17 protein-coding genes and 3 pseudogenes are annotated in these 25010 nt (G+C 70.4%); 11 read left to right on the top strand and 9 right to left on the bottom strand.

Going from position 1 to position 25010, the window contains the following annotated elements; translation table 11 throughout:
* Positions 1-726: 726 nt before the first annotated feature.
* The gene (locus ACY0PA_RS38245) at positions 727-1683 is read right to left on the bottom strand and encodes a cupin domain-containing protein (RefSeq protein ID WP_473081963.1); all 957 of its coding nucleotides are present in this window, start codon (positions 1681-1683) and stop codon (positions 727-729) included.
* A gap of 74 nt (positions 1684-1757) precedes the next feature.
* Between ACY0PA_RS38245 and ACY0PA_RS38240 the strand changes: the two genes are divergently transcribed.
* The 3 genes from ACY0PA_RS38240 (at position 1758) to ACY0PA_RS38230 (ending at position 3897) form a co-directional block, all read left to right on the top strand.
* Complete coding sequence (locus tag ACY0PA_RS38240; protein WP_473081962.1) at positions 1758-3143, top strand: FAD-dependent oxidoreductase; 1386 nt, start codon at positions 1758-1760, stop codon at positions 3141-3143.
* A gap of 69 nt (positions 3144-3212) precedes the next feature.
* Positions 3213-3590 (top strand): hypothetical protein, encoded by a 378-nt coding sequence (locus ACY0PA_RS38235; RefSeq protein ID WP_473081961.1) that lies wholly within the window; start codon positions 3213-3215, stop codon positions 3588-3590.
* A 154-nt stretch (positions 3591-3744) separates the two neighbouring features.
* Entirely contained in the window at positions 3745-3897 is a 153-nt protein-coding gene (locus tag ACY0PA_RS38230; protein WP_473086633.1) for a hypothetical protein, read from the top strand.
* A gap of 20 nt (positions 3898-3917) precedes the next feature.
* Here the strand turns inward: ACY0PA_RS38230 and ACY0PA_RS38225 are convergent, their stop codons facing one another.
* The gene (locus ACY0PA_RS38225) at positions 3918-5609 is read right to left on the bottom strand and encodes an acetolactate synthase large subunit (protein WP_473081960.1); all 1692 of its coding nucleotides are present in this window, start codon (positions 5607-5609) and stop codon (positions 3918-3920) included.
* Positions 5610-6129: 520 nt separating this feature from the next.
* Here ACY0PA_RS38225 and ACY0PA_RS38220 point away from each other — a divergent pair.
* Entirely contained in the window at positions 6130-6648 is a 519-nt protein-coding gene (locus ACY0PA_RS38220) for a hypothetical protein (RefSeq protein WP_473081959.1), read from the top strand.
* 35 nt (positions 6649-6683) lie between these two features.
* On the opposite strand, the gene ACY0PA_RS38215 is transcribed toward ACY0PA_RS38220, so the two are convergent.
* Positions 6684-6974: a hypothetical protein gene (locus ACY0PA_RS38215; RefSeq protein ID WP_473081958.1), complete on the bottom strand. Its 291-nt coding sequence runs from the start codon at positions 6972-6974 to the stop codon at positions 6684-6686.
* Positions 6975-7070: 96 nt separating this feature from the next.
* On the opposite strand from ACY0PA_RS38215, the gene ACY0PA_RS38210 reads away from it, so the two are divergent.
* From ACY0PA_RS38210 to ACY0PA_RS38200, 3 genes and pseudogenes are all read left to right on the top strand, one after another.
* The gene (locus ACY0PA_RS38210; RefSeq protein WP_473081957.1) at positions 7071-7292 is read left to right on the top strand and encodes a hypothetical protein; all 222 of its coding nucleotides are present in this window, start codon (positions 7071-7073) and stop codon (positions 7290-7292) included.
* A 598-nt stretch (positions 7293-7890) separates the two neighbouring features.
* Positions 7891-8172: a hypothetical protein gene (locus ACY0PA_RS38205; RefSeq protein ID WP_473086632.1), complete on the top strand. Its 282-nt coding sequence runs from the start codon at positions 7891-7893 to the stop codon at positions 8170-8172.
* A pseudogene (locus ACY0PA_RS38200) lies at positions 8163-8732 on the top strand (FadR/GntR family transcriptional regulator); the annotation flags it as partial. The gene ACY0PA_RS38205 and the pseudogene ACY0PA_RS38200, both read left to right, overlap by 10 nt.
* Positions 8733-8847: 115 nt before the next feature.
* Here the strand turns inward: ACY0PA_RS38200 and yicI are convergent.
* From yicI to ACY0PA_RS38180, 4 genes are all read right to left on the bottom strand, one after another.
* Positions 8848-11130, bottom strand: coding sequence for an alpha-xylosidase (gene yicI, locus ACY0PA_RS38195; RefSeq protein ID WP_473081956.1), 2283 nt, complete (start codon positions 11128-11130; stop codon positions 8848-8850).
* Entirely contained in the window at positions 11127-12545 is a 1419-nt protein-coding gene (locus ACY0PA_RS38190) for a GH1 family beta-glucosidase (protein WP_473081955.1), read from the bottom strand. Before ACY0PA_RS38190 ends, yicI begins: the two co-directional genes overlap by 4 nt.
* A 5-nt stretch (positions 12546-12550) precedes the next feature.
* Positions 12551-13534 (bottom strand): acetylxylan esterase, encoded by a 984-nt coding sequence (locus tag ACY0PA_RS38185; RefSeq protein ID WP_473081954.1) that lies wholly within the window; start codon positions 13532-13534, stop codon positions 12551-12553.
* A gap of 79 nt (positions 13535-13613) precedes the next feature.
* Entirely contained in the window at positions 13614-16469 is a 2856-nt protein-coding gene (locus tag ACY0PA_RS38180) for a glycoside hydrolase family 3 C-terminal domain-containing protein (protein ID WP_473081953.1), read from the bottom strand.
* Between the two features lie 245 nt (positions 16470-16714).
* On the opposite strand from ACY0PA_RS38180, the pseudogene ACY0PA_RS38175 reads away from it, so the two are divergent.
* The 4 genes and pseudogenes from ACY0PA_RS38175 to ACY0PA_RS38160 all read left to right on the top strand — a co-directional run.
* A pseudogene (locus ACY0PA_RS38175) lies at positions 16715-17056 on the top strand (LacI family DNA-binding transcriptional regulator); the annotation flags it as partial.
* Positions 17057-17587: 531 nt separating this feature from the next.
* Entirely contained in the window at positions 17588-18250 is a 663-nt protein-coding gene (locus ACY0PA_RS38170; RefSeq protein ID WP_326662701.1) for a ThuA domain-containing protein, read from the top strand.
* Positions 18235-19377, top strand: coding sequence for a Gfo/Idh/MocA family protein (locus ACY0PA_RS38165; protein WP_473081952.1), 1143 nt, complete (start codon positions 18235-18237; stop codon positions 19375-19377). Before ACY0PA_RS38170 ends, ACY0PA_RS38165 begins: the two co-directional genes overlap by 16 nt.
* A gap of 27 nt (positions 19378-19404) precedes the next feature.
* Positions 19405-21537: a glycoside hydrolase family 36 protein gene (locus tag ACY0PA_RS38160; protein ID WP_473081951.1), complete on the top strand. Its 2133-nt coding sequence runs from the start codon at positions 19405-19407 to the stop codon at positions 21535-21537.
* Between the two features lie 467 nt (positions 21538-22004).
* On the opposite strand, the pseudogene ACY0PA_RS38155 reads toward ACY0PA_RS38160, so the two are convergent.
* Both ACY0PA_RS38155 and ACY0PA_RS38150 read right to left on the bottom strand, forming a co-directional pair.
* Positions 22005-22487, bottom strand: a pseudogene (locus ACY0PA_RS38155) (tryptophan 2,3-dioxygenase family protein); the annotation flags it as partial.
* A gap of 41 nt (positions 22488-22528) precedes the next feature.
* Positions 22529-24871: a WD40/YVTN/BNR-like repeat-containing protein gene (locus ACY0PA_RS38150; RefSeq protein ID WP_473081950.1), complete on the bottom strand. Its 2343-nt coding sequence runs from the start codon at positions 24869-24871 to the stop codon at positions 22529-22531.
* Positions 24872-25010 lie beyond the last annotated feature (139 nt).

Genomic DNA, 25010 nt, shown 5'->3' with positions numbered 1-25010 from the left:
GCGCCCCGGCTGCGTGCCGGTGGGCCCGGGCAATGGTGGAATCCACGCCGACATCCCACGTGAGCAGGCCCTTTTCATCGGCCTGGGCCTGCAACTGCCGAAAAATCCGCTCCCACGTGCTCGCGCCGCCAGCGCCGAAACAAGCCGTAGACCCGGCCTCAGGGGCCCGTACCCCTCGGGCACATCCCGCCACCGCGCACCAGTCCTGGTCCGCCGGCGTATGCCCGTCGATCAGCTGCCGCCGCGTCCGCACCGGCAGTCGGCCCGGCTTCATGCCGACCGGTAGCAACCGCTCAAGCCGATCCCACTGACCATCCGTCAGATCTCCACGCCCCACAGCCCTTGCTCATCAACGATCATGATCCACTCTCACAACACGCCCGAGTCGGCGACCGTCGCAGCCTTCCCCACCCGTCGGGTCGCCAGCCGATGCGGCCGTTGTCCGCGATCGCGGAGATCCGCCAACTGCCTTCCTGCTACAGCAGACCAAGGATGTTGGTCACCCAGTGATGCACCCGGCCGTCAACGAGGAAATCGTATGTCGCCCACACCATCGCGATGTCGTCGTCACGTGCACGAGCGGTTGGTGAAGTCCCCTTTGGGTGAGCGTTGTGCCCGTGCCGGGGTGGCAGGCGATCACAGGGGCGGTCGTCGCCCTGTCCTCGGCACTGACCGTCCTCGTCGTGGCATTCCGCGCCGCGACAGAGCCTGAACACGCATGCGAGTTCAGTCGTGGGGTCCGCCGTCTGCCGGGGTGCCCGCTTTCCTTCGCTGTGCCTGATCGCGCCGGAAGCGGGCTGGTGTCGTGCCTACCTCGGCTCGGAACGCCCGTGAGAAAGCGGACTCGGACTGGTAGCCGACCTGGCCGGCGATGGTGGCAACCGTCGAGTCGGTGGAGCCGAGCAGTTCCGCCGCAGCCATGAGCCGGGCCCGGGCGAGGAAGGCGCCCACGGTCATCCCCGTGTCCTGGCCGAAATGCCGCAGGAAGGTCGCACGCGACATGGCCGCCGCGCGACAAAGCCGGTCGATTGTCCAGTCGGCTCCGGGGTCGTTCAGCACGCCTTCGATGGCCTCCGCGATGCGGCCGTCGGTCGCCGCGGTCCACAAAGTGGTCGTCGTGGTGTCGCCCCGCGAGGTCCGCAGCACCATCGCCAGCAGCACCGTGCACAGGGCCGAAAGGATTGCCGCGGTGCCTTCCCCCTCGCGTCGCGCCTCGCCGCGCATCAGGGCGCTCAACATCCGCAGCACCTCGTCGCTTTCGGCCGACTGCCCGAAAGAGACGTGCACCGGATCGGGCAAGCTCCTGAACAGCAGCGAGCCTGCGCCCGCATCGAACGTGTAGTGCCCGCAGAACAGGTCGATGACTGCGGCTCCGCCACGCTCGCTGCGCGTGGTCACGAACGCATCACCGGCGGTCTCTGTCGTGCCCCGTGGGCTGCCTCGCCCGGACGTGATCACCCGGTGCGGAGCCCCGCTCGGGATCATCACGACGTCTCCGGGTCCCAGGTCGAGCAGGACCGTGCCGACCTGCAGCTGGCACTCGCCCTCCAGCAGGACATGGAAAGGCGCCTCCAGCTCGCGGTGCCGGGCGACCTCCATGCCGGTGGACCCGCCCAGCAGGCAGCGCCTGTCGAGACTGGCCCTGAGCTGCGCCATGCGCAGCAGACGACTGACCGAGTCCATCGTGAGACTTTCGGGCTGGAAAATGAGACTGGCAAGTCTAGTTGTATCACTCGCGATTCCGCACACTTCAGTGCATGGAAACCACCACAGCTCTTACCGCGGATGTCCTGGTCGTCGGCTTCGGCAAGGGCGGTAAGACCGCCGCGCACGCGCTCACCGATGCCGGCAAGCGGGTCGTCCTGATCGAGCAGTCCGAGAACATGTACGGCGGAACCTGCCCGAACGTCGGCTGTGTTCCGACCAAGATGCTCGTCCACTACGCGAACTCCAGGCGCCTCGAGGACGACGCGCAGGAGTTCTTCGCCAACTCGACCGCCGGCGTCCGCGCCCTTACCAGTGCTTTCCGGGCCGGCAACTTCGAGGCACTGGACGGCAAGGACACCGCGACGGTCATTACCGGTGCCGCCCGCTTCATCGATCCGCACACCGTCGCCGTCGGCGAAGGAAGCGACTGCATCACCCTCACTGCCCCGACGATCCTGATCAACACCGGCTCCGAGCCGGTCGTGCCGGCGATTCCCGGTCTCGCCAAGAGCTCACACCTGGTCAGCAGCACGGAGCTCACCCGCACGGTCAATCTGCCCGAGCGTCTCGTGGTCCTCGGCGGCGGGTACCTCGGACTCGAATTCGCGGCCATCTACCAGCGCTTCGGTACGCACGTCACCGTCCTCGAAGCAGCCGATCGGCTACTTGCGAGGGAAGACGAAGACATCGCCGAGGTCGTCACGGAGGTCCTCGCCGGCGACGGTATCCGCATCATCACCGGCGCAAAGATCACCGAGGTGCGGGACAGCGGTGCCGTCTCGACGATCGTGTACGAGAAGGACGGACAGACCCACACCGTCGAAGCCGGCGCCCTGCTGCCCGCCACCGGACGCCGGCCCGTGACCGCCAACCTCCGGCTCGACGCCGCCGGTGTCCAGACCGCGCTGAACGGTGCGATCGAGGTGGACGAGTACCTCCGCAGCAGCCAGCCGCACATCTACGCCCTCGGCGACGTCAACGGCGGAGAGCAGTTCACCTACATCTCCCTCGACGACGCGCGCATCGTGCTGGACCAGCTCCTGGGCGAAGGCAAGCGCACCACGACCGACCGCACGGGCGTGCCCCACACCCTGTTCATCACGCCGCCGCTCGCCACCGTCGGGCTGACCGAGAGCCGGGCACGCGCCCAGGGACTGAACATCAAAGTCGCGCGGGAGACGGTCGCCGACATCATCGCCATGCCTCGTGCCTACACGGTCGAGGAGACCCGCGGCGTCATGAAATTCATCGTGGACGCGGACACCGACCTCATCCTCGGGGCCGCACTGCTGAGCATCGACGCGCAGGAGATCATCAACACCGTCGCACTGGCCATCCGGCATCACGTCACGGCAACGGAACTGCGCGATTCGATCTACACCCACCCGAGTTCCACCGAAGCCCTCAACGAGGTCTTCGACAAGGTGGTCTCCTGAACCGCGGCTGCGCGAGCACCGCAGGCCAGAGCGACTTCGCCGGCCGCCGCGGCCGGTACCCCGCGCATATTGGCACCATTCGAGTTGCCGCCGGACCCGCTGCCCATGTGTGTGCGCGAGGCACTGCCGTCGACCTCGGTGCACCGCACGTACCGCACCGACTACGACACCGGCGCGCTGCAGGTGACGGTCGTCGAGCGCAGTGTCCTGCGCGCCAAGGCGTTCGCAGCGCTGCTGCGCAAGGACCTCGCCGGGTGCGCGAAGAAGGTGATGGAGCAGGATCCCGAGACCAGCGCGAAGCAGAAGTACTACGGGCGCCTCGCCGTGGAGGAAGGCGCGTATGTGTACGCCGAAACCTCCGACCGATCCTCCGTAATCTCCTCGCCCATGGCCCGGCTCGTCACCTCTTTCCCGCCCCGTGCCGGTCACCGCCTCCGCACAAGGTGACCTGGGAAGTCACCGCAGTGGCTTATTACGCCATGCGTGGCATGCCGGCCCGCCCCGTCTGCGGTTCTAGGCCCTTTGTCCGGGGAGCGTCGGGTGGCCGTCTGGAGGAGGCGATGCTGAAGTCATCGGCCTGGCCCGCCACGAGGACGTCGCGGTGCGCTACCTGCCGGTGACGGGATCGCTGAACGTCTACGGTGACTGGCACCACATGGTCGACCTGGTCAGGTTGCTGATGTACACCCGCCTTCGGGGACTCAGTCGGCTGATCGAACTCGCCCGGCGTCTGGGACGGATGGAAAGAGGGTGACGACTGCACGTGATGATGCGTCAGAAGGGGCCGTGGAGACTGCCGAGTCTGTCGGTCAGGCGCAGGTTCTCGGAGTAGTCGACGGGACATGCGATCACGGAAACCGTGTCGTCGTCGAGGGCGCGGCGCAGTACGGGCAGCAGCTGGTCGGCGGCTTCGATCGCGTAGCCGCGTGCGCCGAAGCTTGCGGCGTAGGCGACCAGGTCCGGGTTGGTGAACCGGGTGTGGCTGTGGCGGCCGAGTTCGAGTTCCATCTTCCAGGTGATCAGGCCGTATTCCTGGTCCAGCAGGACGAGGACGACCAGCGGGACGCGCTCGCGGACGGCGGTCTCCAGTTCCTGGGAGTTCATCAGGAACGAGCCGTCGCCCATCATCGCCAGGACTCGCCGGTCCGGCCGGGCCAGCTTGGCGGCGATGGCACCCGGCAGCGCGAAGCCCATGGTGGACAGGCCGTTGGAGACCAGGCAGGTGTCCGGTTCGTAGGTCGGGTAGAGGCGGGCCATCCACATCTTTCCGGCGCCGGTGTCGGCGAGCACGATGTCGTCGCGGTCCAGCGCGGTGCGGACATCGTGCACCACGCGCTGCGGCACCAGGGGGAAAGCGTCGTTGTCGCGTCCGTACTGGAATTCTTCGTCGAGCAGTGTACGGATCTTCTCGCTGCTTCCCGAGTCGTAGGTGAGTCCGTCGGGCAGTGCTGCGGCCAGCGCGTCCAGGGCCTGTGAGGGGTCCCCTTTGACACCCACTGCCACCGGGTAGTGGGCGTCGACCTCAGCGGGGAAGCGGTGCAGGTGAAGGATCCGCTTGTCGCCGTTCGGGTTGATCTTGGCCGGGTCGAACTCCTGGATCTCGTAGCCCACGCAGATCAGTACGTCGGCCGCGTCGAAGCCGAAATTGCCGTAGTCGTGGCGCATGAAGCCGACGGTGCCGAGGGCATTCGGGTGGTCGTCGGGGAAGACGCCCTTGCCGTGGAACGTGGTCGCGACCGGGATGTCCAGCCGTTCGGCGAACCGCACCAGGGCGGCCGAGGCCCCGGCTCTGGCGGCGCCGTGGCCCGCCAGCACCACGGGGTGCCGCGCGGCGGTGAGCACCTCGACCGCCCGCGCGATCTGGGAGGGGGACGGCGCGTCGGCGCGCACCGCATCGATCTGTAGGGGTGCCAGCGGCTCGGTGGGACGCTCCGCTTCGATGTCCTCCGGCACCGCCAGGAACACGGCGCCGGGACGCTCGCTCTGAGCGGTCTTGAAGGCCTTGCGCGTCATCTCCGGCACCGCGTCCGGACACTCGATCTGGGCCGCCCACTGGGTGACGGGAGCGAACATGGACACCAGGTCGATGATCTGGTGTGACTCCTTGTGGGTGCGCCGCAGCGACCCCTGGGCGGCCAGGGCCACCATCGGCGCGCTGTTGGTCATGGCGTCCGCGGTACCGAGGAGCAGATTGATTGCGCCGGGTCCCAGCGTGGCTGAGCACACCCCGGCGCGGCCGGTCAGCCGGCCGTAGATCTCCGCCATGAACGAGGCAGCCTGCTCGTGGCGCACCAGGACGTACCGGATCCCGGAGTCGTTCAGCGCGTCGACGAACCGGATGTTCTCCTCACCGGGGATTCCGAAGACGTAGTCCACGCCTTCGGCCCGCAGACAGCGCACCAACAGGTGCGCGACATCTTCCACCGCTGCCGTGGTCCGCGCATCGGTCGATCCTTCGGTACCCATGAGACGAACGTAGGCACGCTCTGCCGGCCCCGGCCACTCATCAGCTGCCGAGCGAGGCGGCCGTTCGGGTACCTACGTCCCAACCTCGCCGTCTGGTGCAGGATCCGCTCGGTCTCGTTCTGCGGCAGACACACCGGACTGAGCTGCTGCGGAAAGTCCGGCCCCGACGACCAGGACGTCGTACGGCTCGGGCGACGTGGTCCTGGGTGCCCCGGATGTCGAGGGTTGCGAACAGGACGAGTTGCCGGGCGCCTCGGCGATCACCATGCAGCCGGGTCCTCGGTGCGGGAGTAGTCCAGCGCCGGACCGGAACGACGAGGTGCCCACGAACACCTGCAGCACCCGCAGCTCGCAAGCGTCCGACCGGCAGCGAAGCCCCGGCGCGCGGGCGGGCCGGCTCTCGCTAAGCACCGCAAGGCCGGCCAGCCCATCGTGCTGGTATCCGGATCGTATCGGCTCGAGACTCGCTGAACGCCGCCGTGGTTGAGGTCAACGGGACCGCACGATCAGCTTCAACGCGGTGCGCTACTCGAGCCCGCCGGGCTATACCGGCGCCCGGGTCTGGTGCCGGGTGGTCGGCGAGGAACTGTCCATCACCGCTCGCACCAACTCCGGTGACCTGTCTGAGATCTGGCGCCACCAGCTGTCGGTCCCAGGGGTTCCGCAGATCATCGATACGCAATACCCGGACGGCCGCGGCGTCCACCAGCCCCGACTGCAACCGCGCTCGGAAGCCGAGATCCCGTTTGTGGACATCGGCCCCGAAGCTGGGCGCTGGCTCAAGGAGGCCGGACCCGCCGGCGCGGTCCGCATCCGCGCCAAGATGGCGCGCGCGGTCGAGCTGGCCACCGTCCTGGGCAGCGGCAGGGTCGACCACGCCCTGGGACTGGCCGCCGCGGCCGGACGCTTCGCCGACGACGATCTGCTCTCCATCCTGGAGCGCGTCGCCGCGAGCAAGCCCGCAGGCGAGGTAGTGCGGGCCGATGAGGCCCACTCCGTCCAGAGCGGCACCATCGGCTGGCAGGCCCTGGGCCAGTAGCGAGTCCACCGAAGGTGATGGCCGACCAGGCGCGGTCAGTCGCCGATAAACCACAGATACAGATGAATCCCCCGCTGGACGACCTGGCACAACTCGCGGGCCTGCGCGACCCAGTCACCACCACAGGCGGCGGGAAGCCGGTCGAGTTCCGCCAGCAGCAGCGGCACCTGCCGCTGGTTGAACACCGCGTCCCCATACGGAGTCAGCGCCCAGAGCATCGCGAAGCCCATCGGGTCCAGATCCGCGAAGGCAGCGGTCCACTCCACACCGGCCTCAGCGCGAGCCACGACGTCCCCGCTGTCACCACGCACCGCCAGATTGATCACCCGCCGAGCCTATCGGCGAGCACCCCGACCAGCGAAGGAATATACGACCGTGACGTTCCCCAGGCCCCAGCTCTGCCCGAGGAGTTGGACAGACTGATGCGCCGGAGGCGCCTGCCCTATATGCACAAAGCCGCCCCCGACGCGCTGGCCACCGCCCGCGCGCAACGCTGGGATCCCGCCGAGGTCCTGCGGCTGCTGATCGCTGAGGAGGTCACCGGCCGCGATGCCGCCACCCGGCGTCTTCGCCGACACTCCCGCGCCCGGCAGGGGACGTTCCGCAGCAGCTTCCCCGTACTCGTCCGAGAGCCCTGCCCGTGACGAAGAACCGGCCCCCGGCGCCCCCGGCCCGCCCCCCTTTGGGTAGCGGGCCGTACGAGCGCGGGGAGCGGTTAGCGGAGGGGACCTCGGTCAATCCGGGTACCGGGCGCCTTTCGCATGCTGGTGGCGGAGCAACCCGTACAGCATCATTGCCGCCCGCTCACCCGTGTTGGTGTTGGCGGTGACCTCTGGCCCGCCGCAAGCGGGCCTCACCGAGGGCGGGCGAGGAGAGACCGAAAGGCATGGCTGACGCTCAACTTGGCCCAGCACGTTCCCGGGTGGCTCGTGGACGGGGCGCGCCGCGGCTGGCGGGTGGACACCGCCGGCTGCTCGGCCGGGGACGTCACATCGCGCCGAGGAAGATGTCGCACTCACCGAATGGGCCACCGCTCCCGTCTTGAGAAGGGCGGCCGGCAGTGTGCGAAGCGATCCGCGCACTCTCCGGCTCGCTCGGTCATGAGCGGGCCGCTCTTGTCCACCATGGTCCTCGACACCATCGCCGCCATCCGCTGGCACTCCGCCCGCGGACACGCTCAACAGGCCGCTGCCGCCCGGCAAGCTGCCCAACACCTGCGCGCTGTAGAGCGCGATGGTCGGCGTGCTCGGCACGGACGTGGGAGCGGGTGGCGCGCTCGAAGGAGCGGGCCGCTTCGGAGAGTTCCTTGCGGGTGGAGGCCGGAGCCGTCTGGGCGACGGCGTCGAGGAGCTCACCGACTCCGACGAGCTGCGCGGCTATGTCTCCGTCGTGGTCTCCGGCGAGTGTCGTGAGCGCCTGCTCAGCGATGCGGGTGGCGTTACGTCGTGCCCGGGCCGGTCGGGAGGACTTGTGGACGGGGCCGCCGGGGACTGGCTCGTTGTCGACGGTTCCACACGTACGTGACCAGCCTCGCGCCGAGTCTGCTGTTCGAGGGGCTCGGCGGCGCGGTGGAACTCCTGCAGAGCGACCCTGGCGCGCTGTTGGACCTGATGGAGGTGCGGCGGCTGCTCGAACCGGTCGCCACCGCGCTCGCCGCCACCCGGATCTCGGACGGTCAACTGGCCGAGGTCGAGCGGCACTTGGACGCGATGCGTGCGGCCCGGGAGAACGTCGAGCTGCTCAACGCACATGACGCCGCGTTCCACCGAGCCGTCGTCTCGGCCACCGGCAACGAGTCGCTGCTCACGCTCCTGGAAGGCGTCTCCGGGCGCACCCTGCGCGCCCGCATCTGGCGGGGCCGGGGCGACGATCTGGTCGCGGACCGCACGCTCGCCGAGCACGAGGCGATCTTCACGGCGCTGTCCAATCGCGACGCGGCCCTGAGCCAGGCGGCCGCTCTGCTGCACGTCAGCAACACGGAGAGGTGGCTGCGGGAACACCTGCGTTCCGCCGAAGCACCCACCGCGCGTCCCACGGCGCGTCCCGGCGGGCGCCGCCGCCCGACGACGCCGAGATCCGCCTGACCGGTGGCCCCCGCCCGTACGGGAGAGCCACCGGCCTCGGCGGGTGCGTCCGCCGTCAGGGACCCCCGCCGCCCGGACGTGCACCGGACGCGGGACCCCGCCCTGGCTGTCCGATTCAGGCCGGGTACGGCACGTCGGCATCCTTGGTGCCGGCGGGCTGGGTGTGCACGGCTGCGTCCGGGCCGCCGACCCGCAGCTGCCACGGGTGCGGGCTGTCGGTGGTCACGTGCAGGCGGTCGCCCCGGCGGCTCAGGTGGAAGCGGGCCGTCTCACCGGGGCCGTCGGTGCTCGGGATGACCACGGTGTGCTCGGCGCCGTCGGCGAAGGCGTGCACCTGCAGCTCGACACCGTCCGCCCAGGCGGAGACCGGGTGCTGGTCGTCGGCGGCCAGCGGGATGACCGAGTCCGGGCGGGCCAGCAGCGGCAGGGTGTGGAAGCCGTGCTGCTCACGGACCCAGCGCGGACCAGTGACCTGAGTGCCCGTCAGCACATTCGTCCAGGTGCCTTCCGGCACGTAGTACTCGACTGTGCCGTCGTCGGTGAAGACCGGGGCGACGAGCAGGTTGTCGCCGAGCATGTACTGCCGGTCGAGGGTGGCGGCGGCCGGGTCGTCGGGGAACTCCAGCACCATGGCGCGCATCACCGGGGTACCGGTGGTGTGCGCCTGCTGCGCGGCGCGCTGGAGGTACGGGGCGAGGCGGTTCTTGAGAAGGGTGAACTCGCGGGTGACGTCGACGGCCTCCTCGCCGTAGTCCCACGGCACGCGGTACGACTTGCTGCCGTGCAGGCGGCTGTGCGAGGAGAGCAGTCCGAACTGCACCCAGCGTTTGAACACGGCCGGGGTCGGGGTGCCCTCGAAGCCGCCGATGTCGTGGCTCCAGAAGCCGAAGCCGGACAGGCCGAGGGAGAGCCCGCCGCGCAGCGACTCGGCCATGGCGTTGAAGTGGGACTCGCAGTCGCCGCCCCAGTGAACCGGAAACTGCTGGCCGCCGGCGGTGGCGGAGCGGGCGAACAGCAGCGCCTCGCCCTCGCCGCGCTCGGCGCGCAGCAGCTCGAAGACGGCCTCGTTGTAGAGGTGGGTGTAGTAGTTGTGCATCCGCTCGGGGTCGGAGCCGTCGTGCCAGACGACGTCGGTGGGGATGCGCTCGCCGAAGTCGGTCTTGAAGCAGTCCACGCCCTGGTCGAGCAGCGTCTTCAGCTTGCCGGTGTACCAGTCGCGCGCGGCCGGGTTGGTGAAGTCCACCAGCGCCATGCCCGGCTGCCACAGGTCCCACTGCCACACACTGCCGTCCGCGCGCCGCACCAGGTATCCCTCGCGCATGCCCTCCTCGAACAGGGCCGACTTCTGCGCGATGTAGGGGTTGATCCAGGCGGAGATGCGCAGCCCCTGCCGCTTGAGCCTGCTCAGCATGCCGACCGGGTCGGGGAAGGTGTCGGAGTCCCATGCGAAGTCGCACCATTGGTAGCCGCGCATCCAGAAGCAGTCGAAGTGGAAGACGCTCAGCGGGATGCCGCGCTCGGCCATGCCGTCGACGAAGCGGTTGACGGTGGCCTCGTCGTAGTCGGTGGTGAAGGAGGTGGTCAGCCACAGGCCGAGCGCCCAGGCCGGGGGCAGGGCGGCCCGGCCGGTGAGCGCGGTGTATCGCTCCAGGATCTGCTTCGGGGTCGGGCCGTGGACGACGAAGAACTCCAGCGACTGGTCCTCGACGCTGAACTGGACCTGGCCGACCGCCGAGGAGCCGACCTCGTAACTGACCTTGCCCGAGTGGTTGACGAAGACGCCGTAGCCCTGGTTGGTCAGGTGGAAGGGGATGTTCTTGTACGCCTGCTCGCTGCTGGTGCCGCCATCGGCCTGCCAGATGTCCACCACCTGCCCGTTCTTGACGAACGGGGTGAACCGCTCCCCAAGGCCGTACACCGACTCCCCTACGCCCAGGGAGAGTTGCCCGAGCATGAAGTGCCGGCCGTCGGCGTCGGCGACGAAGCCGGTGCCGCGCTCGCCCACGGAGGTCAGCACCCGCCCGCCGGCGGTGAACTCCAGGTGCCACGGCTTGGAGGTGTCCACGCGCAGCGACAACTCACCGGCGCTGAGCTCGACCACGTCGCCGTCCCGGTGCACCTTTCCGGCGTCCGGTTGCGCACCGGGCAGCGCGAACTCCGGTCCCCGCCGCACCGAACCGGCGTGGTGGGTGGCGCGCACCCCGATCACACCCTCGGCCGGCGACCAGCATTCGACGGTCAGCAGCGGGCTGTTGAGCGTGGCGCCGCGGCTGACCACGTGCTTCACCGGTGCGTAGAGGGTCATCCGGTGCTCGTCGGCCCGGACGTCCGCGACCTCGGTGGCGTAGCGCGCGGTGACGCCAGGACGCATCAGCCAGTAGCCGTCGGTGAACTTCATTCGGTGGATTCCTCCGTCCGCGCACGGTGCGCGGCGATCAGGCCCTGGTACCAGTGGTAGCTGTCCTTGGGCGTTCGGGTCAGGGTGTCGTAGTCGACGTGGACGAGGCCGAAGCGCTGGCCGTAGCCGCGCGCCCACTCGAAGTTGTCCAGCAGCGACCAGACGTAGTAGCCACGCACGTCGACCCCGGCGGCGACCGCGTCGGCGACGGCGGCGAGATGGTCCGCGAGGTAGTCGATCCGCGCGGTGTCGTGGACCCGGCCGTCGGGGGCGACGGTGTCGGCCTCGGCGGAGCCGTTCTCGGTGATCCAGACCGGTGGAAGCCTCGGGTAGCCGGCGTTCAGTCCGCAGAGCAGCTCGGTGAACGCCTCCGGGACGACGGGCCAGCCCATGGTGGTGTGTCGGGTGTTGTACGGGTCCAGCTCGGTGACGCCGATGTCCACGGCGGTGCGTGCTTCGGGGTCGGCCTCGCGGTGAGGGGCGTTGGCGACCGTGACGGGGCGGTAGAAGTTGACGCCGAGGAAGTCCAGCGGGGCGCCGATCAGTTCCAGGTCGCCGGGCAACCGCCAGGGACCGGCGGCGAGGCCGGCCCAGGTCTGGTCCTCGTGCGCGGGGTAGCGTCCGGCGAGCAGCGGCTCGGTCCAGACCTCGTTGTGGAGGACCTCGGCCCGGCGCAGGGCGGCCCGGTCCTCGGGGAGGGCGGAGGCGGCGTGGATGCGGTCGAGGTTGAGGGTGATGCCGATCTCCCGGGCGCCCGCGGCGCGCAGTGCCCGTACTGCGAGGCCGTGGGCGACCAGCAGGTGGTGGGCGGCGGCCAGCGCGCCGCGGCCCTCTTCGGCGCCGGGTGCGTGCCGCCCCTCGGCGTGGCCGACGAAGGCGGAGCAGTACGGCTCGTTGAGGGTGATCCAGCGCTCCACCCGGTCCCCGTAGCGCTCGGCCGCGAGGGCCGTGTACTCCGCGAACGCCTCGGCGGTCTCCCGGACGCGCCAGCCACCACGGTCTTCCAGTGCCTGGGGCAGGTCCCAGTGGTAGAGCGTGACGGCGGGTGCGACACCGGCGGCCAGCAGTTCGTCGATCAGCCGGTCGTAGAAGTCCAGGCCCTTGGCGTTGACCGGCCCGGTGCCCTGGGGCAGCAGGCGGGACCAGGCGATCGAAAACCGGTAGCTGTCGACGCCGAGGCCGCGCAGCAGGCCGGTGTCCTCGCGGTAGCGGCGGTAGTGGTCGCAGGCGGTGTCGCCGGTTGCGCCTCCGAGGGTGCGGCCGGGGGTGTGGCTGAAGGTGTCCCAGATGGACGGGCCACGGCCGTCCTGGTCGTGGGCGCCCTCGATCTGGTAGGCGGCGGTCGCGGCTCCGAAGCGGAACCCGGCGGGCAGTTCGGGGAACGGGCGCACGGTGGGCCCGGATGCCACGGACACCGCGATCAGAGCTCCGGCGCCAGGCCGCGCTGGTGCAGCCAGGCCAGTTGGGTGGGCGGGTTGGATCCGCAGCCGCCACTGTGGTCGGCGAACGGCCACACTGTCATGGTGCGGTCCTGGCCCGCGTAGTGGTTGAAGGCGGCGTAGACCGTGGAGGGCGGGCAGACCGGGTCCATCAGGCCGACGCTGAACAGTGCCGGAGCCGTTGCCCGTTGGGCGAAGTGGACGCCGTCGAAGTAGTCGAGGGTGGCGAAGGTCGGCTCCACCCGGTGGCGGCTGTGCCACCGCAGGTATTTGACGATCTCCGGGTACGGGCCCTCGCCGCTGATCTGCACGGCGCGGCGGAAGTGACACAGGAACGGCACGTCCGGCATCACCGCCGCGACGCGGTCCCCGGTGAGGCCGGCGACGGCGAGTGCCAGGCCGCCGCCCTGGCTGCCGCCGGCCAGCACGATCCGGTTGGTGTCGAGTCCGGGCAACTGCGCGACCGCGTCCACGGCCCGCACGCAGTCGGTCATCAGCCGCCGGTAGTAGTAGTTGTCGGGTGAATCGATGCCGCGGGTCATGAAGCCCTCGGACCACTGGGTGCCGTCGCCCTCGCCCCGGTCCGGGGTGTCGTGGCCCATCCCGCGGCTGTCGACCACGAGCTGGGCGTAGCCGGCCGAGGACCAGAACAGGTGGTCGGTGGGCAGCCCGCGTCCGCCGGAGTAGCCGATGTAGGTGACGACGACCGGCAGCGGTCCGGCCACGTCGCGCGGGCGTATCAGCCAGGCGGCCACCGGCTCGCCCCGCCAGCCGGGGAGGTGCACGTCGTCGACGTCGACGGTGCGCAGGAGGTGCGCGGAGGTGACCCGTTCGGTCTTGACCGTCCCGTCGTACGACCGGGCTTCGGCGAGGGTCCGCTGCCAGAAGGCGTCGAAGTCTTTCGGGGCGGGCGACTCGGGCCGGTAGCTGTGGAGTTCGTCGGGGCCGAAGTCTGTGAGCGGCATGTGTTCCTCCGGGTGAGGCGATGTCAGGGTGGTGGTGCGGTGCCGCGCCGGTCGGGTGGCCGGTCGCGCGGGGCGGGACTCAGCCGGACGTGACGAAGCGGAAGGCGGCCAGCCGGAAGCCGCCGTGCAGCGTCAGACTGAGGTCGTGGACGCCGTCGAGCGGGGCGGCGAGCTCGGCCGCGATGGTCGTCCAGGTGTGGCGGTCGCCGGTGCCGGGCACTCCGATCCCGGCCAGCAGCCGGTCACCGGCCCGCAGTTCCAGCCGTGCCTCGCCGGCCTCCGCGTCCTCGAGGGCGGTCTCGGCCTCCACCCGGACGGCGCCGGTGAGGTCGACGCCACGGAAGAGCAGCGTCGCGGGCCGGGCCGGGTCGGCCGTGGTGACGGCGTCACCGCTGGTGCGGGTGGCGTCGACGAGGTCGATGTCCGTGTGATCGTCGAAGTCGACGGCCAGGGTGCGCCGGTCGAGGACCGTGCGGGGCGCGGGGGCCGTCCCGATCACGGTGAGCGCCGCGGTGAGGACCGGGTGCCCGGCGGAGCGGGAGACGTTGATCTCGTAGTCGCCGGGGTCGACGGTGAAGGCGCCGGTGGTGACGTCCCAGTGGGCGAGCCGTTCGGCCGGCAGCCGGAAGGTCAGCTCCCGGCTCTCGCCCGGCTCCAGGCGGAGTTTGCGGAAGTCGGCAAGGCGCTCCCGGGGTGCCTCGTACCGGGTGTCCAGAGCGCGGGCGTAGACCTGGACCACCTCGCTGCCGGTCCGTGCGCCGGTGTTGGCCAGCGTCACCGTGATCTCGACCTCGCCGTCCTGGGCGATCGACGCGTCGGACAACCGCAGGTCGCGGTAGGCGAAGTCGGTGTAGGAAAGGCCGTGGCCGAAGGGGAAGAGCGGTGCGGGCCCGTGGTACTGGTAGGTCCAGCCGGCCGTGATGATGTCGTAGTCCAGCGGCTCGGGCAGCGGGTCGTCGCCCCGGTACCAGGTCTGCGGAAGACGGCCGGCGGGCTCGGCCTCGCCGAGCAGCACAGCTGCCAGCGCGTGGCCTGTCTCCTGCCCGCCGTGGGAGGTCCACACCACGGCGGGCAGGTGTTCATCGGCCCAGTCGACGGCGTACGGGTAGCTGCTCATCACCACCAGCGCGGTCTGCGGGCCGACCGCGGCGACCGTGCGAAGCAGCTCCTGCTGCGCAGTGGGCAGGGCGGTGTCCGCGCGGTCCTCGGTCTCCCGTCCGTTGATCAGCGGATGGTTGCCGAGGACGACGACCGCGGTGTCGGCCGTTTCGGCGGCGGCACGGGCCTCCGCCAAGCCGTCGCGCACCAGCTCACGCCGCCAGTGCTCGGCTGTTTCGGGGCTTTCGGCAGTCACCGTCACCCCGCCGCCGTCGGGATCGATTGCGGCATAGCGGCCCGTGAGGCGGCTGCGCAGCAGGACGGTGTCCGGATCGTCGCCGGGGACGGGCTCCAGGAAGAACGTCTCGTGCACGAACCAGGACTTGATCTGTTCTTGGTCCGCCGCGAGTGAGCCGTCGTCCTTGAGGCTGAGGTAACGGCCGGTGTCCGCGTCCCGGAGGGTGAGCGCCTCGCCGCCCCAGTCGGCCACATCGAAGGACGTCCCGCACAGCAGGCGGCCGTTGGTGCGCGAGCGTAGGCCGATCCGGTCGGCGCCCTCGGCGCACACCACTTCGCCGCCGTGCTCCGCCAGGGCCGCGCGCAGTCCGGCCGCGACCGTGACGCCGTAGGGGAGGGTGCCGCTGTACCAGTCCTCGCAGAGCGTGTCGGCCAGGGGACCGATGACCGCGACGCGGGGTGCGTTCCGCGGGGACAGGGGCAGGAGCCCCTCGTTCTTGAGCAGCACCACCGATTCGGTCGCAGCGCGCAGCGCGAGGGCGCGGTGCTCGGGGCTGTCGATCACCTCGGGACCGATGCTCGCGTACGGGTCGAGGTCGGGGTCGAACTCGCCGAGCCGGAAGCGCAGCGACAGGTGGCGCCGGGCGGCCCGGTCGATGTCACTCACGTCGATCAGGCCGCGGTCCAGCGCCTCGCGCAGCCGGCTGATGACGGTCGTGCTGTCCTGCTTCTGGTCGGTGAAGCTGTCGATCCCGGCCTTCAGGGCGGCGGCGTAGCCTGCGGCGTGGTCGTCGAAGTAGTGCTCCAGGTCGACGAGGTTGGAGGGTGCCTCCTCGTCGCTGACCACGAACAGCTCGCGGCCGGTGGGCTCCGCCCAGCGCCGCAGTTCGGTCTCGATGAGCGGACTGACGTGGCAGGGACGGCCGTTGACCAGGTTGTAGGCCGCCATCGCGCCGGTCGCCGCGCCGTCGGCGACGGCCGGGCGGAACGCGGCCAGGTCGTACTCCTGCAGCACGCGGGGCCGGACGCCGGAGGAGGTGACGCAACGGTCGTCCTCGTTGTTGTAGGCGAGGAAGTGCTTGAGCACCGGGGCCGCGCGCAGATAGTCCGGGTGGTCCCCGGCCAGGCCCCGGCAGTAGGCCGTCGCGAGCCGCCCGGTGTGCAGCGGGTCCTCCGAGTAGCCCTCCTCGTTGCGGCCCCAGCGCGGATCGCGCAGCAGGTTCACCACGGGCGCCCATGCCTGAAGGCTGTTGGTGCCGGAGCCGGTCGCCGTCGGGCGGTGCCGGTGGAAGGCGCGCATCTCCACCGACACGGCCGTGGCGACATCGCGCACGAGGTCCTTGTCCCAGGTGGCGCCGAGCCCCACCGCCTGCGGAAAGACCGTGGCCTCGCCGAGCCAGGCCACGCCGTGCAGCGCCTCCGTCCCGGTCCGGAAGGAGGCGACGCCCAGGCGCTCGACAGGCGGCGCGTCATGGTGCAGCAGGGCGATCCTCTCGTCGAGCGTGAGCCGTTGCAGCAGGTCGTCGACGCGCTTCACCTGCGGGAGCGCGGGATCGCGGAACGGCAGCCGGCCGGCGTCGGGCAGGAAGGCAGAACCCACGAGAGAAACCCCTCAACGAGTGGGACAGGAAAGCAGTGGTGAAGCGCTTCGACGCTGTCATCGCCCCTGATCGGGTGTCAATGCCCGAAATGAAGAAAGTTTCTTTTAGTCCAACCCCTTGTTTCGCTGGAAAGACCTCATTAACTTGCCTCGCGAAGTGAAGCGCTTCGACACTTCGACACTCTCGCGCTCTCCCTCGGGGGAAGGGCCGCCCCGGCCGACAGGAAGGAAGCCGAGACACCACCATGGTGACCATCGCCGACGTGGCCCGGCGCGCGGGCGTCTCGACCAGCACCGTCAGTTACGTGCTCAACGGCAGGACCTCAGTGTCCGACGCGACCCGGCGCCGTGTGCAGCGCTCCGTGGCCGAGCTCGGCTACCACCCCAACGCCGGCGCCAAGGCACTGGCCGGCCGCCGCTCACACATCATCGCGCTGGTCATGCCGCTGCGCACCGACATGTACCTCCCGGTCATGATGGAGATCGCCGTCTGCGTCACCACGACCGCCCGCCGTCACGCCTACGGCGTCCTGCTGATCACGAGCGACGAAGGTCCTGAGGGCGTGCGGCGCGTCGCGCCGAGCGGCCGGGAACCACCGGGTTCGTCGTGCAGAACGAGGGGGCGACCTCCGTGCGGGACCGTCCAGGAAACTGGGCCGGGACACCACCCGTGGTTTCAGCACCCACCAGCCAACTCCCCCGACGGCATCGCTCAAGGGGTTGATGTTATCCACGGGGCTCCTATCGTTTTGATGCTCGACGTTTCGACCGTAGTTCGTAATATCGAACAGAGCGGAGCGTTCCTTTTTGCGCTCCCCCACCCCCTGACGCACCGACTTCCACACCGCCAACTCCTGGGAGCTCTCCCAGACTTCCTGGCGCCCCCACGGCATCCGCACTCGAGGAGACACCATGGTCACCCACGGAACGTCACGCTCACATCCACCAAGTACCTTGCAACAAAGGCGATTTGAGCTGTCGGGACGAAGAAGCGTGACAGCCCCCCTCAGCACCGTGCCCGGCCGCGATCTGGCCCACGCGTTCGCTATATGGCTCGCGCCTGCCGTTACCCAGGCTCCCGTGGACGTGGACCTGACCGATGCCCCCGGGAGCGGCCTGTGACGTCTGTCAAGCAGGCCTTGGTCGTCCGCGGGGGCTGGGACGGGCACGTCCCCGTGGCCGCCACCGACCGCTACGTCACGGCACTCAAGGCGGACGGCTACGCAGTGACCGTCTCCGGCACGCTCGACAGCTACCTCGACGAGGAGCTGCTGGCCGCCACGGACCTGGTGGTGCAGTGCTGGACGATGGGCGAGATCACCGGCCCGCAGGCGGAGGGCCTGAGCCGGGCCGTCCGGGCGGGGACCGGTCTGGCCGGCTGGCACGGAGGCATCGTCGACGCGTTCCGCGCCGAGACCCGCTACCAGATAATGACGGGCGGCCAGTTCGTGCACCACGCACGGGAGTTCACGACCTTCGAGGTGCGTCCGGTGCCGGGAAAGGACGATCATCCGGTGCTGGCCGGAATCGCACCCTTCACCGTCACCACCGAGCAGTACTACCTGCACGTGGATCCTGCGATCGAGGTACTCGCCGTCGCCGGGTACGGCCCCGATCCCGACCATCCCGAACTCGTCGGCACGCCGGTGCCGGTCACCTGGGCCAAGCGCTGGGGCGCGGGCCGGGTGTTCGTCACCACCCTTGGACACAACTTCGCCGACCTGGAGGTTCCCGAGGTCGACACGATGATCCGGAAGGGCATGGCATGGGCGACCCGTTGACGGAACGCCCCGCAGCCCTGCGGATCGGGCTGGTCGGCGCCGGACAGATCAGCGGCGCCTATCTGCGCACCCTCCCCACGCTGGCGAATCTGAGCGTCACGGCCGTCGCCGACCTGGACGCGGCCCGCGCTCGCGCCGTCGCGGCCACCGTCCCCGGCGCCCGCGCCACGACCGTCGAAGAGCTGTGCGCGGCCGACGACGTCGACCTCGTCCTCAACCTGACCGTCCCCGCAGCCCACGCCGAGGTCGCCCATGCCGCGATCGCCGCGGGCAAGCACGTCTACGGCGAGAAGCCCCTGGCCGCGACCACGGCTGAGGCCCGATCGGTCCTCGACGCGGCCGAAGCGGCGGGGGTACGGGTGGGCTGCGCGCCGGACACCGTCCTGGGCGCGGGCGTGCAGACCGCCCGCGCGGTGCTGGACGCCGGGGAACTCGGCACACCCGTCGCCGCGACCGCCTTCATGACGGTCCCCGGCCCTGAACTCTGGCACCCGGCACCGGAGTTCTACTACCGGCCGGGCGGCGGCCCGCTGTTCGACATGGGGCCGTACTACCTCACCGCGCTCGTCACCCTGCTCGGTCCGGTGCGCAAGGTGGTCGGCATGACCTCCGCCTCGCGGTCCGAGCGCACCGTCGGCCACGGTCCGCGCGCGGGCACCACATTCCCGGTGGAGGTGGCCACGCACGTCACCGGCGTTCTGGAGCACGCGAGCGGGGCGCTGTCGACGCTGGTGATGTCGTTCGACGTCTGGGCAGCGGGCCTGCCGCACATCGAGATCTACGGAACGGAAGGCTCGCTGTCCGTCCCCGACCCCAACCACTTCGACGGCCCGGTGCGCCTCTTCCGGGCCGGCGCGGAGACCAAGGACTGGGAGGACGTCCCCGTGCGGGGCGGCTATCCGGGCGCCGAGCGCGGCTACGGCATCGCTGACCTGGCAGCCGCCCACGCCTCCGACACCCCGCACCGCGCGGACGGCTCCCTCGCCTATCACGTCCTGGAGGTCATGGAGGCGCTGCTCGTCGCGGCCGAAGCCGGACAGCCGGTCCACATCACCAGCACCCCCGTGCGGCCGGCTGCCGTACCGGCGCACGCGGGCCGGGCGTTCGCCGCGCACACCGGCCGTTGACACCGAAGAAGCGAAGGAACACTCATCATGATCGACACCCGCGTTCTCCTCGACTGGGGCCACGACGCCCTGCGCCTGATCATCGACGCCGACCAGGACGGCCGTCCGCGACTCCGTCACCTCGGCGCCCCCGACACCGCGCCCAGGCCGGCCGGTTCGAGGGAGTCGCAGCCGCTGGTCGAGGCCGTCGTGGGCGCCCAGGGCCCGGACTCGTCGAGTCGGCGCCTGGTCGACGGTGTCGGCGCACGCCTGCGCCACGTCGGCCACGAGGTGCAACGCGACGGGGACTGGCACCAGTTGACCGTCCGCCTGCACGACCCCGAGACCGGCCTCGCCGCTGACGTGGTCTACCGCTCACCCGACGGCATCCCGGTCCTGCGTGTACACGTGGAGCTGCGCAACGGGGGCAGCAACCCGCTCGACCTGGAGTCGGTCACCTCCCTCGTCCTCGGCGTCCTCACCACGGACCCCGCGCAGTTGGAGACCGCGGACCTGCTGTGGGCGGAGCACGATTGGATGGACGAGCACCGCTGGCAGCGGCGCACGTTGCGCCAGGCCGTCCCGCACATCAACGGCCGTGTCCACCAGCCCTACCGCATGGGGACCTTCACCATCGCCGGGAAGGGTTCCTGTTCCACCGGCGGTCACCTGCCGATGGGCGCGATGAGCGACCGGGGGACGGGGCGGACCTGGCTGTGGCAGCTGGAGACCAACGGCGGCGGCTGGCAATGGGATTGCGGGGAGAACATGGACACGGGATTCCTTTCCCTGTCCGGTCCCACCAACCTCCGGCACGGCTGGGCGCACCGTCTTGAGCCGGGGGCGAGCTTCACGACCGTCCCCGTGGCCCTCGCCCTCGCCGAGACCGGCGGCATCGACGGGGCGTTCGCCGCGCTCACCCGCTACCGGCGGGCGATCCGCCGCCCGCACCGCGACCATCAGCACCTTCCCGTCATCTTCAACGACTACATGAACTGCCTGATGGGCGACCCGACCACGGCCCGCCTGCTGCCGCACATCGACGCCGCCGCCGAGGCGGGCGCCGAGTATTTCGTCATCGACGCCGGCTGGTACGACGACGGGGACGGCGGCTGGTGGACCACCGTCGGCGCGTGGGAGCCCGCCCCCTCCCGCTTTCCCGGCGAGGGCGGCTTGGGGGAGGTCATGGACCGGATACGGGAGCGCGGCATGGTGCCGGGACTGTGGCTGGAGCCGGAAGTGGTGGGCGTGCACAGCGCGGTCGCCGACGTCCTGCCCGACGAGGCGTTCTTCCGCCGAGGCGGCGCTCGCGTCAACGCGAACGGGCGCTTCCACCTCGACCTGCGCCACCCCGCCGCCCGCGCCCACCTGGACGAGGTGGTGGACCGGCTCGTCGCCGACTTCGGCATCGGCTACTTCAAGCTCGACTACAACGTGGACGCGGGTTCCGGCACCAGCAGTCACCCCGGTGAGGCCCCGGCGGACGGCCTGCTGGGCCACAACCGCGCCTTCCTCGACTGGCTGGACGGCGTGTTGGACCGCCACCCGGGCCTCGTCCTGGAGAGCTGCGCCTCCGGCGGCAAGCGCGCCGATTACGCCCTTCTCTCGCGCGTCCAGCTTCACTCCACCAGCGACCAGCAGAACCTGGAGTTGTACGCCCCGATCGCGGCGGCCGCACCCACCGCGGTCACGCCGGAACAAGGGGCGGTGTGGGCCTACCCGCTGCCCGACGACTCCCTCGACGAGGTCGCTTTCACCATGGCCAGCGCCCTCCTCGGCCGCATCCACCTCTCCGGCCTCCTCCCCGAACTCGCCCCCGATGCCCTCGCGTTGGCGCACGAGGCGGTCGCCGTCCACAAGACGATCCGCGGTGACCTGGCCACCGCTGTCCCCGCCTGGCCGCTGGGCCTCCCCGGTTGGTACGACCCGTGGATCGCCCTGGCTCTGCACACACCCGACACCACGTACGTCACCGTGTGGCGCCGTCCCGGTGACGACTCCGACGAGTCGGCCGTTCTCCCGTTCCCGACCCTTCGCGGCGCCCGGGTCGGCGTCGACGTGCTGTACCCCTCCACCACCAAGGCGCAAGCCACGTGGGACCCGGAGGCCGCGACGCTCGACGTCTCCCTCCCGTCGGCCCCCTCGGCGGTGCTGCTCCGTCTCTCCACCCGCCCGGAGTGAACCGACAGAACAAATAGCGACGGCTCCGCACCGGGGAGGTGCGGAGCCATTCATTCTCGGTACGGACAGGGGGACGCGGGACAGCGCCCCCGGTCAGGACCGCCGCGACGACGACCGCGACGGTCGCAAGGGAATCCGCAGCTCCCGGCGCTGCTGCTGCTCGGCGGTGAGCCACAACGCCGATGCTTCGGCCCAGCCCCGGCCCGGATCGACCAGCCGGGCGCGTACAACGCGACGGACCGGGCGCCCGGGGTAGTCGTCCACCGGGCGGCCGACGGGCAAAGTGCCGTTCGCCTCGTCCCAGCGCAGCTCGGTGCGGGTGCCGGCGCCCTGCTCGTAGTCCTGTAGCCGCCCCACCACCGAGACCGAGGAACACCCTCATGCCACAGCGCCCCGACCGCGCTCGGCAGCGCACCCAGCGAGTTGCCGTCCAGATAGACAACGTCGTCGAGCAGGAACCGCTCGCGCATGGCCCTGCGGGTGGCGACGAGATGGTCGTTGCGCCAGCGCCACACCAGCTCGGCGACGTCCGTGAGGGCCTCGCCGAGCCGTACGAGCTCCGCGCCCTGCTCACCGCGGTACAGCTCGGTCCACACCTCCTCGACCCCGGCCGACGGCTCGTAGCGCAGCGCGAGGTCCCGCTCCAGGACCTCCGCCGGGATCGCGTGCCCGCGGCGCGCCGGCAGCCGCAGCGCCTCGTCGTACAGGCTCGGCTGCTGCAGCGCCTTCTCCAGTTCGGCGTGCACGCGCGGCGCGCCCCGGTGCGGGACCAGCATGGACGCGGACTTCTCGCCGAGCAGGAACTCCATCCGCCGGTACATCGCGGACTGGAATCCGGAGCCCTCGCCGAGGGCCGACCGGTAGGAGTTGAACTGCGCGGGGGTCAGCCCGCCGAGCAGTGTCCAGGAGGCGCCCAGGCTCAGCGTCCGGGCCGCCGCCGGCGGAACATCCGGTCACGGCAGGTGCGGGTCGCGGTGACCGGAGTCAGACGTCACTTCGGGTCGCCGTACATGACTCCCCGGCCGTTGGTCCCGAAGTAGACGCGGCCGTAGATCCGGGGGTCTCCGGTGATGGTGTTGCCCGTCCAGGCGTACTGGTGGCCGTCGTCGTTGATACGGATCCACGTCCGGCCCGCGTCGTCGGACCGGAAGATGCCGCGCACGCCGCGGATCTTGGAGCTGGTGTAGACGGCGGGATACGTGGCGCCGGGTGCGGCCTTGCCGAAACCGACGACATCGCCCTCGTCCACCGCCTCGAACCTGGTGAAGGACGATCCGGAGTCGGTCGACCGCCACATCCCGTACGGCGTGGGGGCGGTGGGCTTGTTGGTGCCGCCGGCCAGCCAGATGTCGCCCTCCTGGCCCGGTACCGCCTTGAACCGGACGTTTCCCGCGGTGGGCAGTCCGGTCGCTGCCGTGGCTTTGAAGCTCTTGCCGCCGTCCGTGCTGAGGTAGAAGACGCCGGAGCCGTAGGCGTAGAACTTCGCGGGGTTCACCCGGTCGGAACGCACCGAAACCCCGGCCGGCAGCCCCTCCGACGCCGTCCAGGTGGCTCCGTGGTCGTCGGACCAGCTGGCCGGAGCTCCCGCCGGTGACCAGGCGATCCGCCTGCCGTCGGCGCTGATGGCGACGGCCTGGTCGTCGACTCCGGGTCCGGTGACGCCGGACGGCTCACTGCGCGAGGGCGTCCAGGTGTCGCCGCTGTCGGTGGAGATGCCGAAGTGCTGGGTCCAGCCGCCGTTGGGCTTGCCGACCCGCACGATGGTGTGGGGCGCCAGCTCTGCGTAGTCCAGGGCAGGCGTGGTCACGAAGGTCGGATTGTCGTACATCTTCGTGGCCTTGTTCAGATCCGTGTGCCGGAAGCCGCCGACGTCGCCCACGCCCGAGAAGAGGTGCGCCGGACCGACGGGTGGGCTGATCACGCAGCCGATCGAGGTCTCCTCCAGGCCCTGCGCTCGCACGGAGATGCGCACCGTGCCGCCGCTGTCCCAGTCGGTCAGGTTGTCCGCGCCGTAGATCGTCGCGCCGGTTCCGTACATGAAGTGACCAGAGTCGAAGGGGTCGATCTGGACGGACTCCATCATCCAGCCCAGCTTCGGTGCGATCTCGGGAAGCGACGGCGAGCCGTTCCAGGTCAGCCAGGGGGCGGCGGAGATGTCGATGTCGTAGCGCAGGGTGCGCTCGGAATTCGTGTCCATGTCCCACGCGCGGGTCCAGCTCGCACCGCCGTCGGTGGAGCGGAAGAGGATGCAGTCGGGCCACCACTTGATCTGGGTGGACACCATCAGGGTGTCCGGGTTCTGCCGGTCGATGGTCAGGCCGCTGTAACCGTACTGGTTGTCGTCGCTGGTGGAGGGAACCGGGCTGATGCGGGTCCAGGTGTCGGTGGCGGTGTCCAGCTTCCATACGTCGCCCTTGGACCCGTCGCCGGGGCCGGCGGTGTTGCTGGTCGCCAGGTACAGGTAGCCGCCGACGTGGTCGAAGACCGCGTGGTGCGGGATGAAGCCGGTGGGCTGCCCGGGCACGCGTTCCCAGGTCACCCCCGCGTCGGTGGACCGGTACAGGATGTTGTCGGTGTCGGCGACGGTGACGTAGAGGGTCCGGGTGGCCCTGCCCGCTCTGCCGGTGCGCTTGTCGAAGAGGACTTGCAGCACACCTTGGTTGTCGCCGGAGTAGCCGCCGGTGTCGTTGGGGTCGGGGACGAAGTTGCCCGCGTTGGGGAAGCTGGTCACCTTCGCGAAGGTCTTGCCGTAGTCGGTGCTCCGCCACAGCCCGTGGCCCCCGCGCACTCCCAGGTACAGGATCCCGTTGCGATGGGGGTCGATCACCAGCCGCTCGCCGATGCCCCGGCCGGGCATGTTGCCGCCCAGCCGGAACGGCAGGGGCGTGGTCTGCCAGGTGCGGCCGCGGTCGGTCGACCGCAGGATCGCCCCCATGGTCGGGTCCCAGTCGGGAAGGGTGTAGGTGCCCGCCGCCAGGTAGACGCGGTCGGGGTCGACCTCGTCGGTGGCGATGCTGATGATGCCGGTGTGTCCGTACTCGTCCCAGCCGATCCAGTCGGTGAGGGGGAGCCACCGCCGGGACGCCGTGTCGAGGCGGTAGGCGCCGCCGATGTCGGTGCGGGCGTACGCCAGTCCGGGTTCGCGCTGGTTGAAGACGATGCCGGTGACGAAGCCGCCGCCGACTATCTCGGCGTTGCGGAACGTGTAGGGGGCGCGTCGGACCTCGCCGGCCGGGCGGGCGGATGCGACGGAGGGGGCGAGCAGGGGGAGTGCGGCCGAGGCCGCGCCGGCGGCCAGCAGTCCTCGTCTGGAGAGGTGCGGCGTAGGGGACATGGAGGTCCTGCCTTTCTGGCGTGGGTCTGTACTGGTCTTGTGCAGAAGCAGCGGTCCCAGCGGCTCTGAGGGTGGTCGGAGAGGAGCGGACGGTGTCAGCCGTGGCGCAGCACCGCCGCACCACGAGCGGGTGACGTCA

Source organism: Streptomyces sp. DS1-CR2 (assembly GCF_055760475.1).
The sequence above is the reverse complement of the archived record's forward strand: the minus strand, read 5'-3'. Positions and strand labels throughout refer to the sequence as shown.

Excerpts from the sequence above, each read along its gene's own strand:
- ACY0PA_RS38245 (WP_473081963.1), bottom strand. The coding sequence starts at position 1,683 with ATGGACTCGGTCAGTCGTCTGCTGCGCATGGCGCAGCTCAGGGCCAGT.
- ACY0PA_RS38240 (WP_473081962.1), top strand. The coding sequence starts at position 1,758 with ATGGAAACCACCACAGCTCTTACCGCGGATGTCCTGGTCGTCGGCTTC.
- ACY0PA_RS38225 (WP_473081960.1), bottom strand. The coding sequence starts at position 5,609 with ATGGGTACCGAAGGATCGACCGATGCGCGGACCACGGCAGCGGTGGAA.
- ACY0PA_RS38210 (WP_473081957.1), top strand. The coding sequence starts at position 7,071 with ATGCGCCGGAGGCGCCTGCCCTATATGCACAAAGCCGCCCCCGACGCG.
- yicI (WP_473081956.1), bottom strand. The coding sequence starts at position 11,130 with ATGAAGTTCACCGACGGCTACTGGCTGATGCGTCCTGGCGTCACCGCG.
- ACY0PA_RS38185 (WP_473081954.1), bottom strand. The coding sequence starts at position 13,534 with ATGCCGCTCACAGACTTCGGCCCCGACGAACTCCACAGCTACCGGCCC.
- ACY0PA_RS38165 (WP_473081952.1), top strand. The coding sequence starts at position 18,235 with ATGGGCGACCCGTTGACGGAACGCCCCGCAGCCCTGCGGATCGGGCTG.
- ACY0PA_RS38160 (WP_473081951.1), top strand. The coding sequence starts at position 19,405 with ATGATCGACACCCGCGTTCTCCTCGACTGGGGCCACGACGCCCTGCGC.
- ACY0PA_RS38150 (WP_473081950.1), bottom strand. The coding sequence starts at position 24,871 with ATGTCCCCTACGCCGCACCTCTCCAGACGAGGACTGCTGGCCGCCGGC.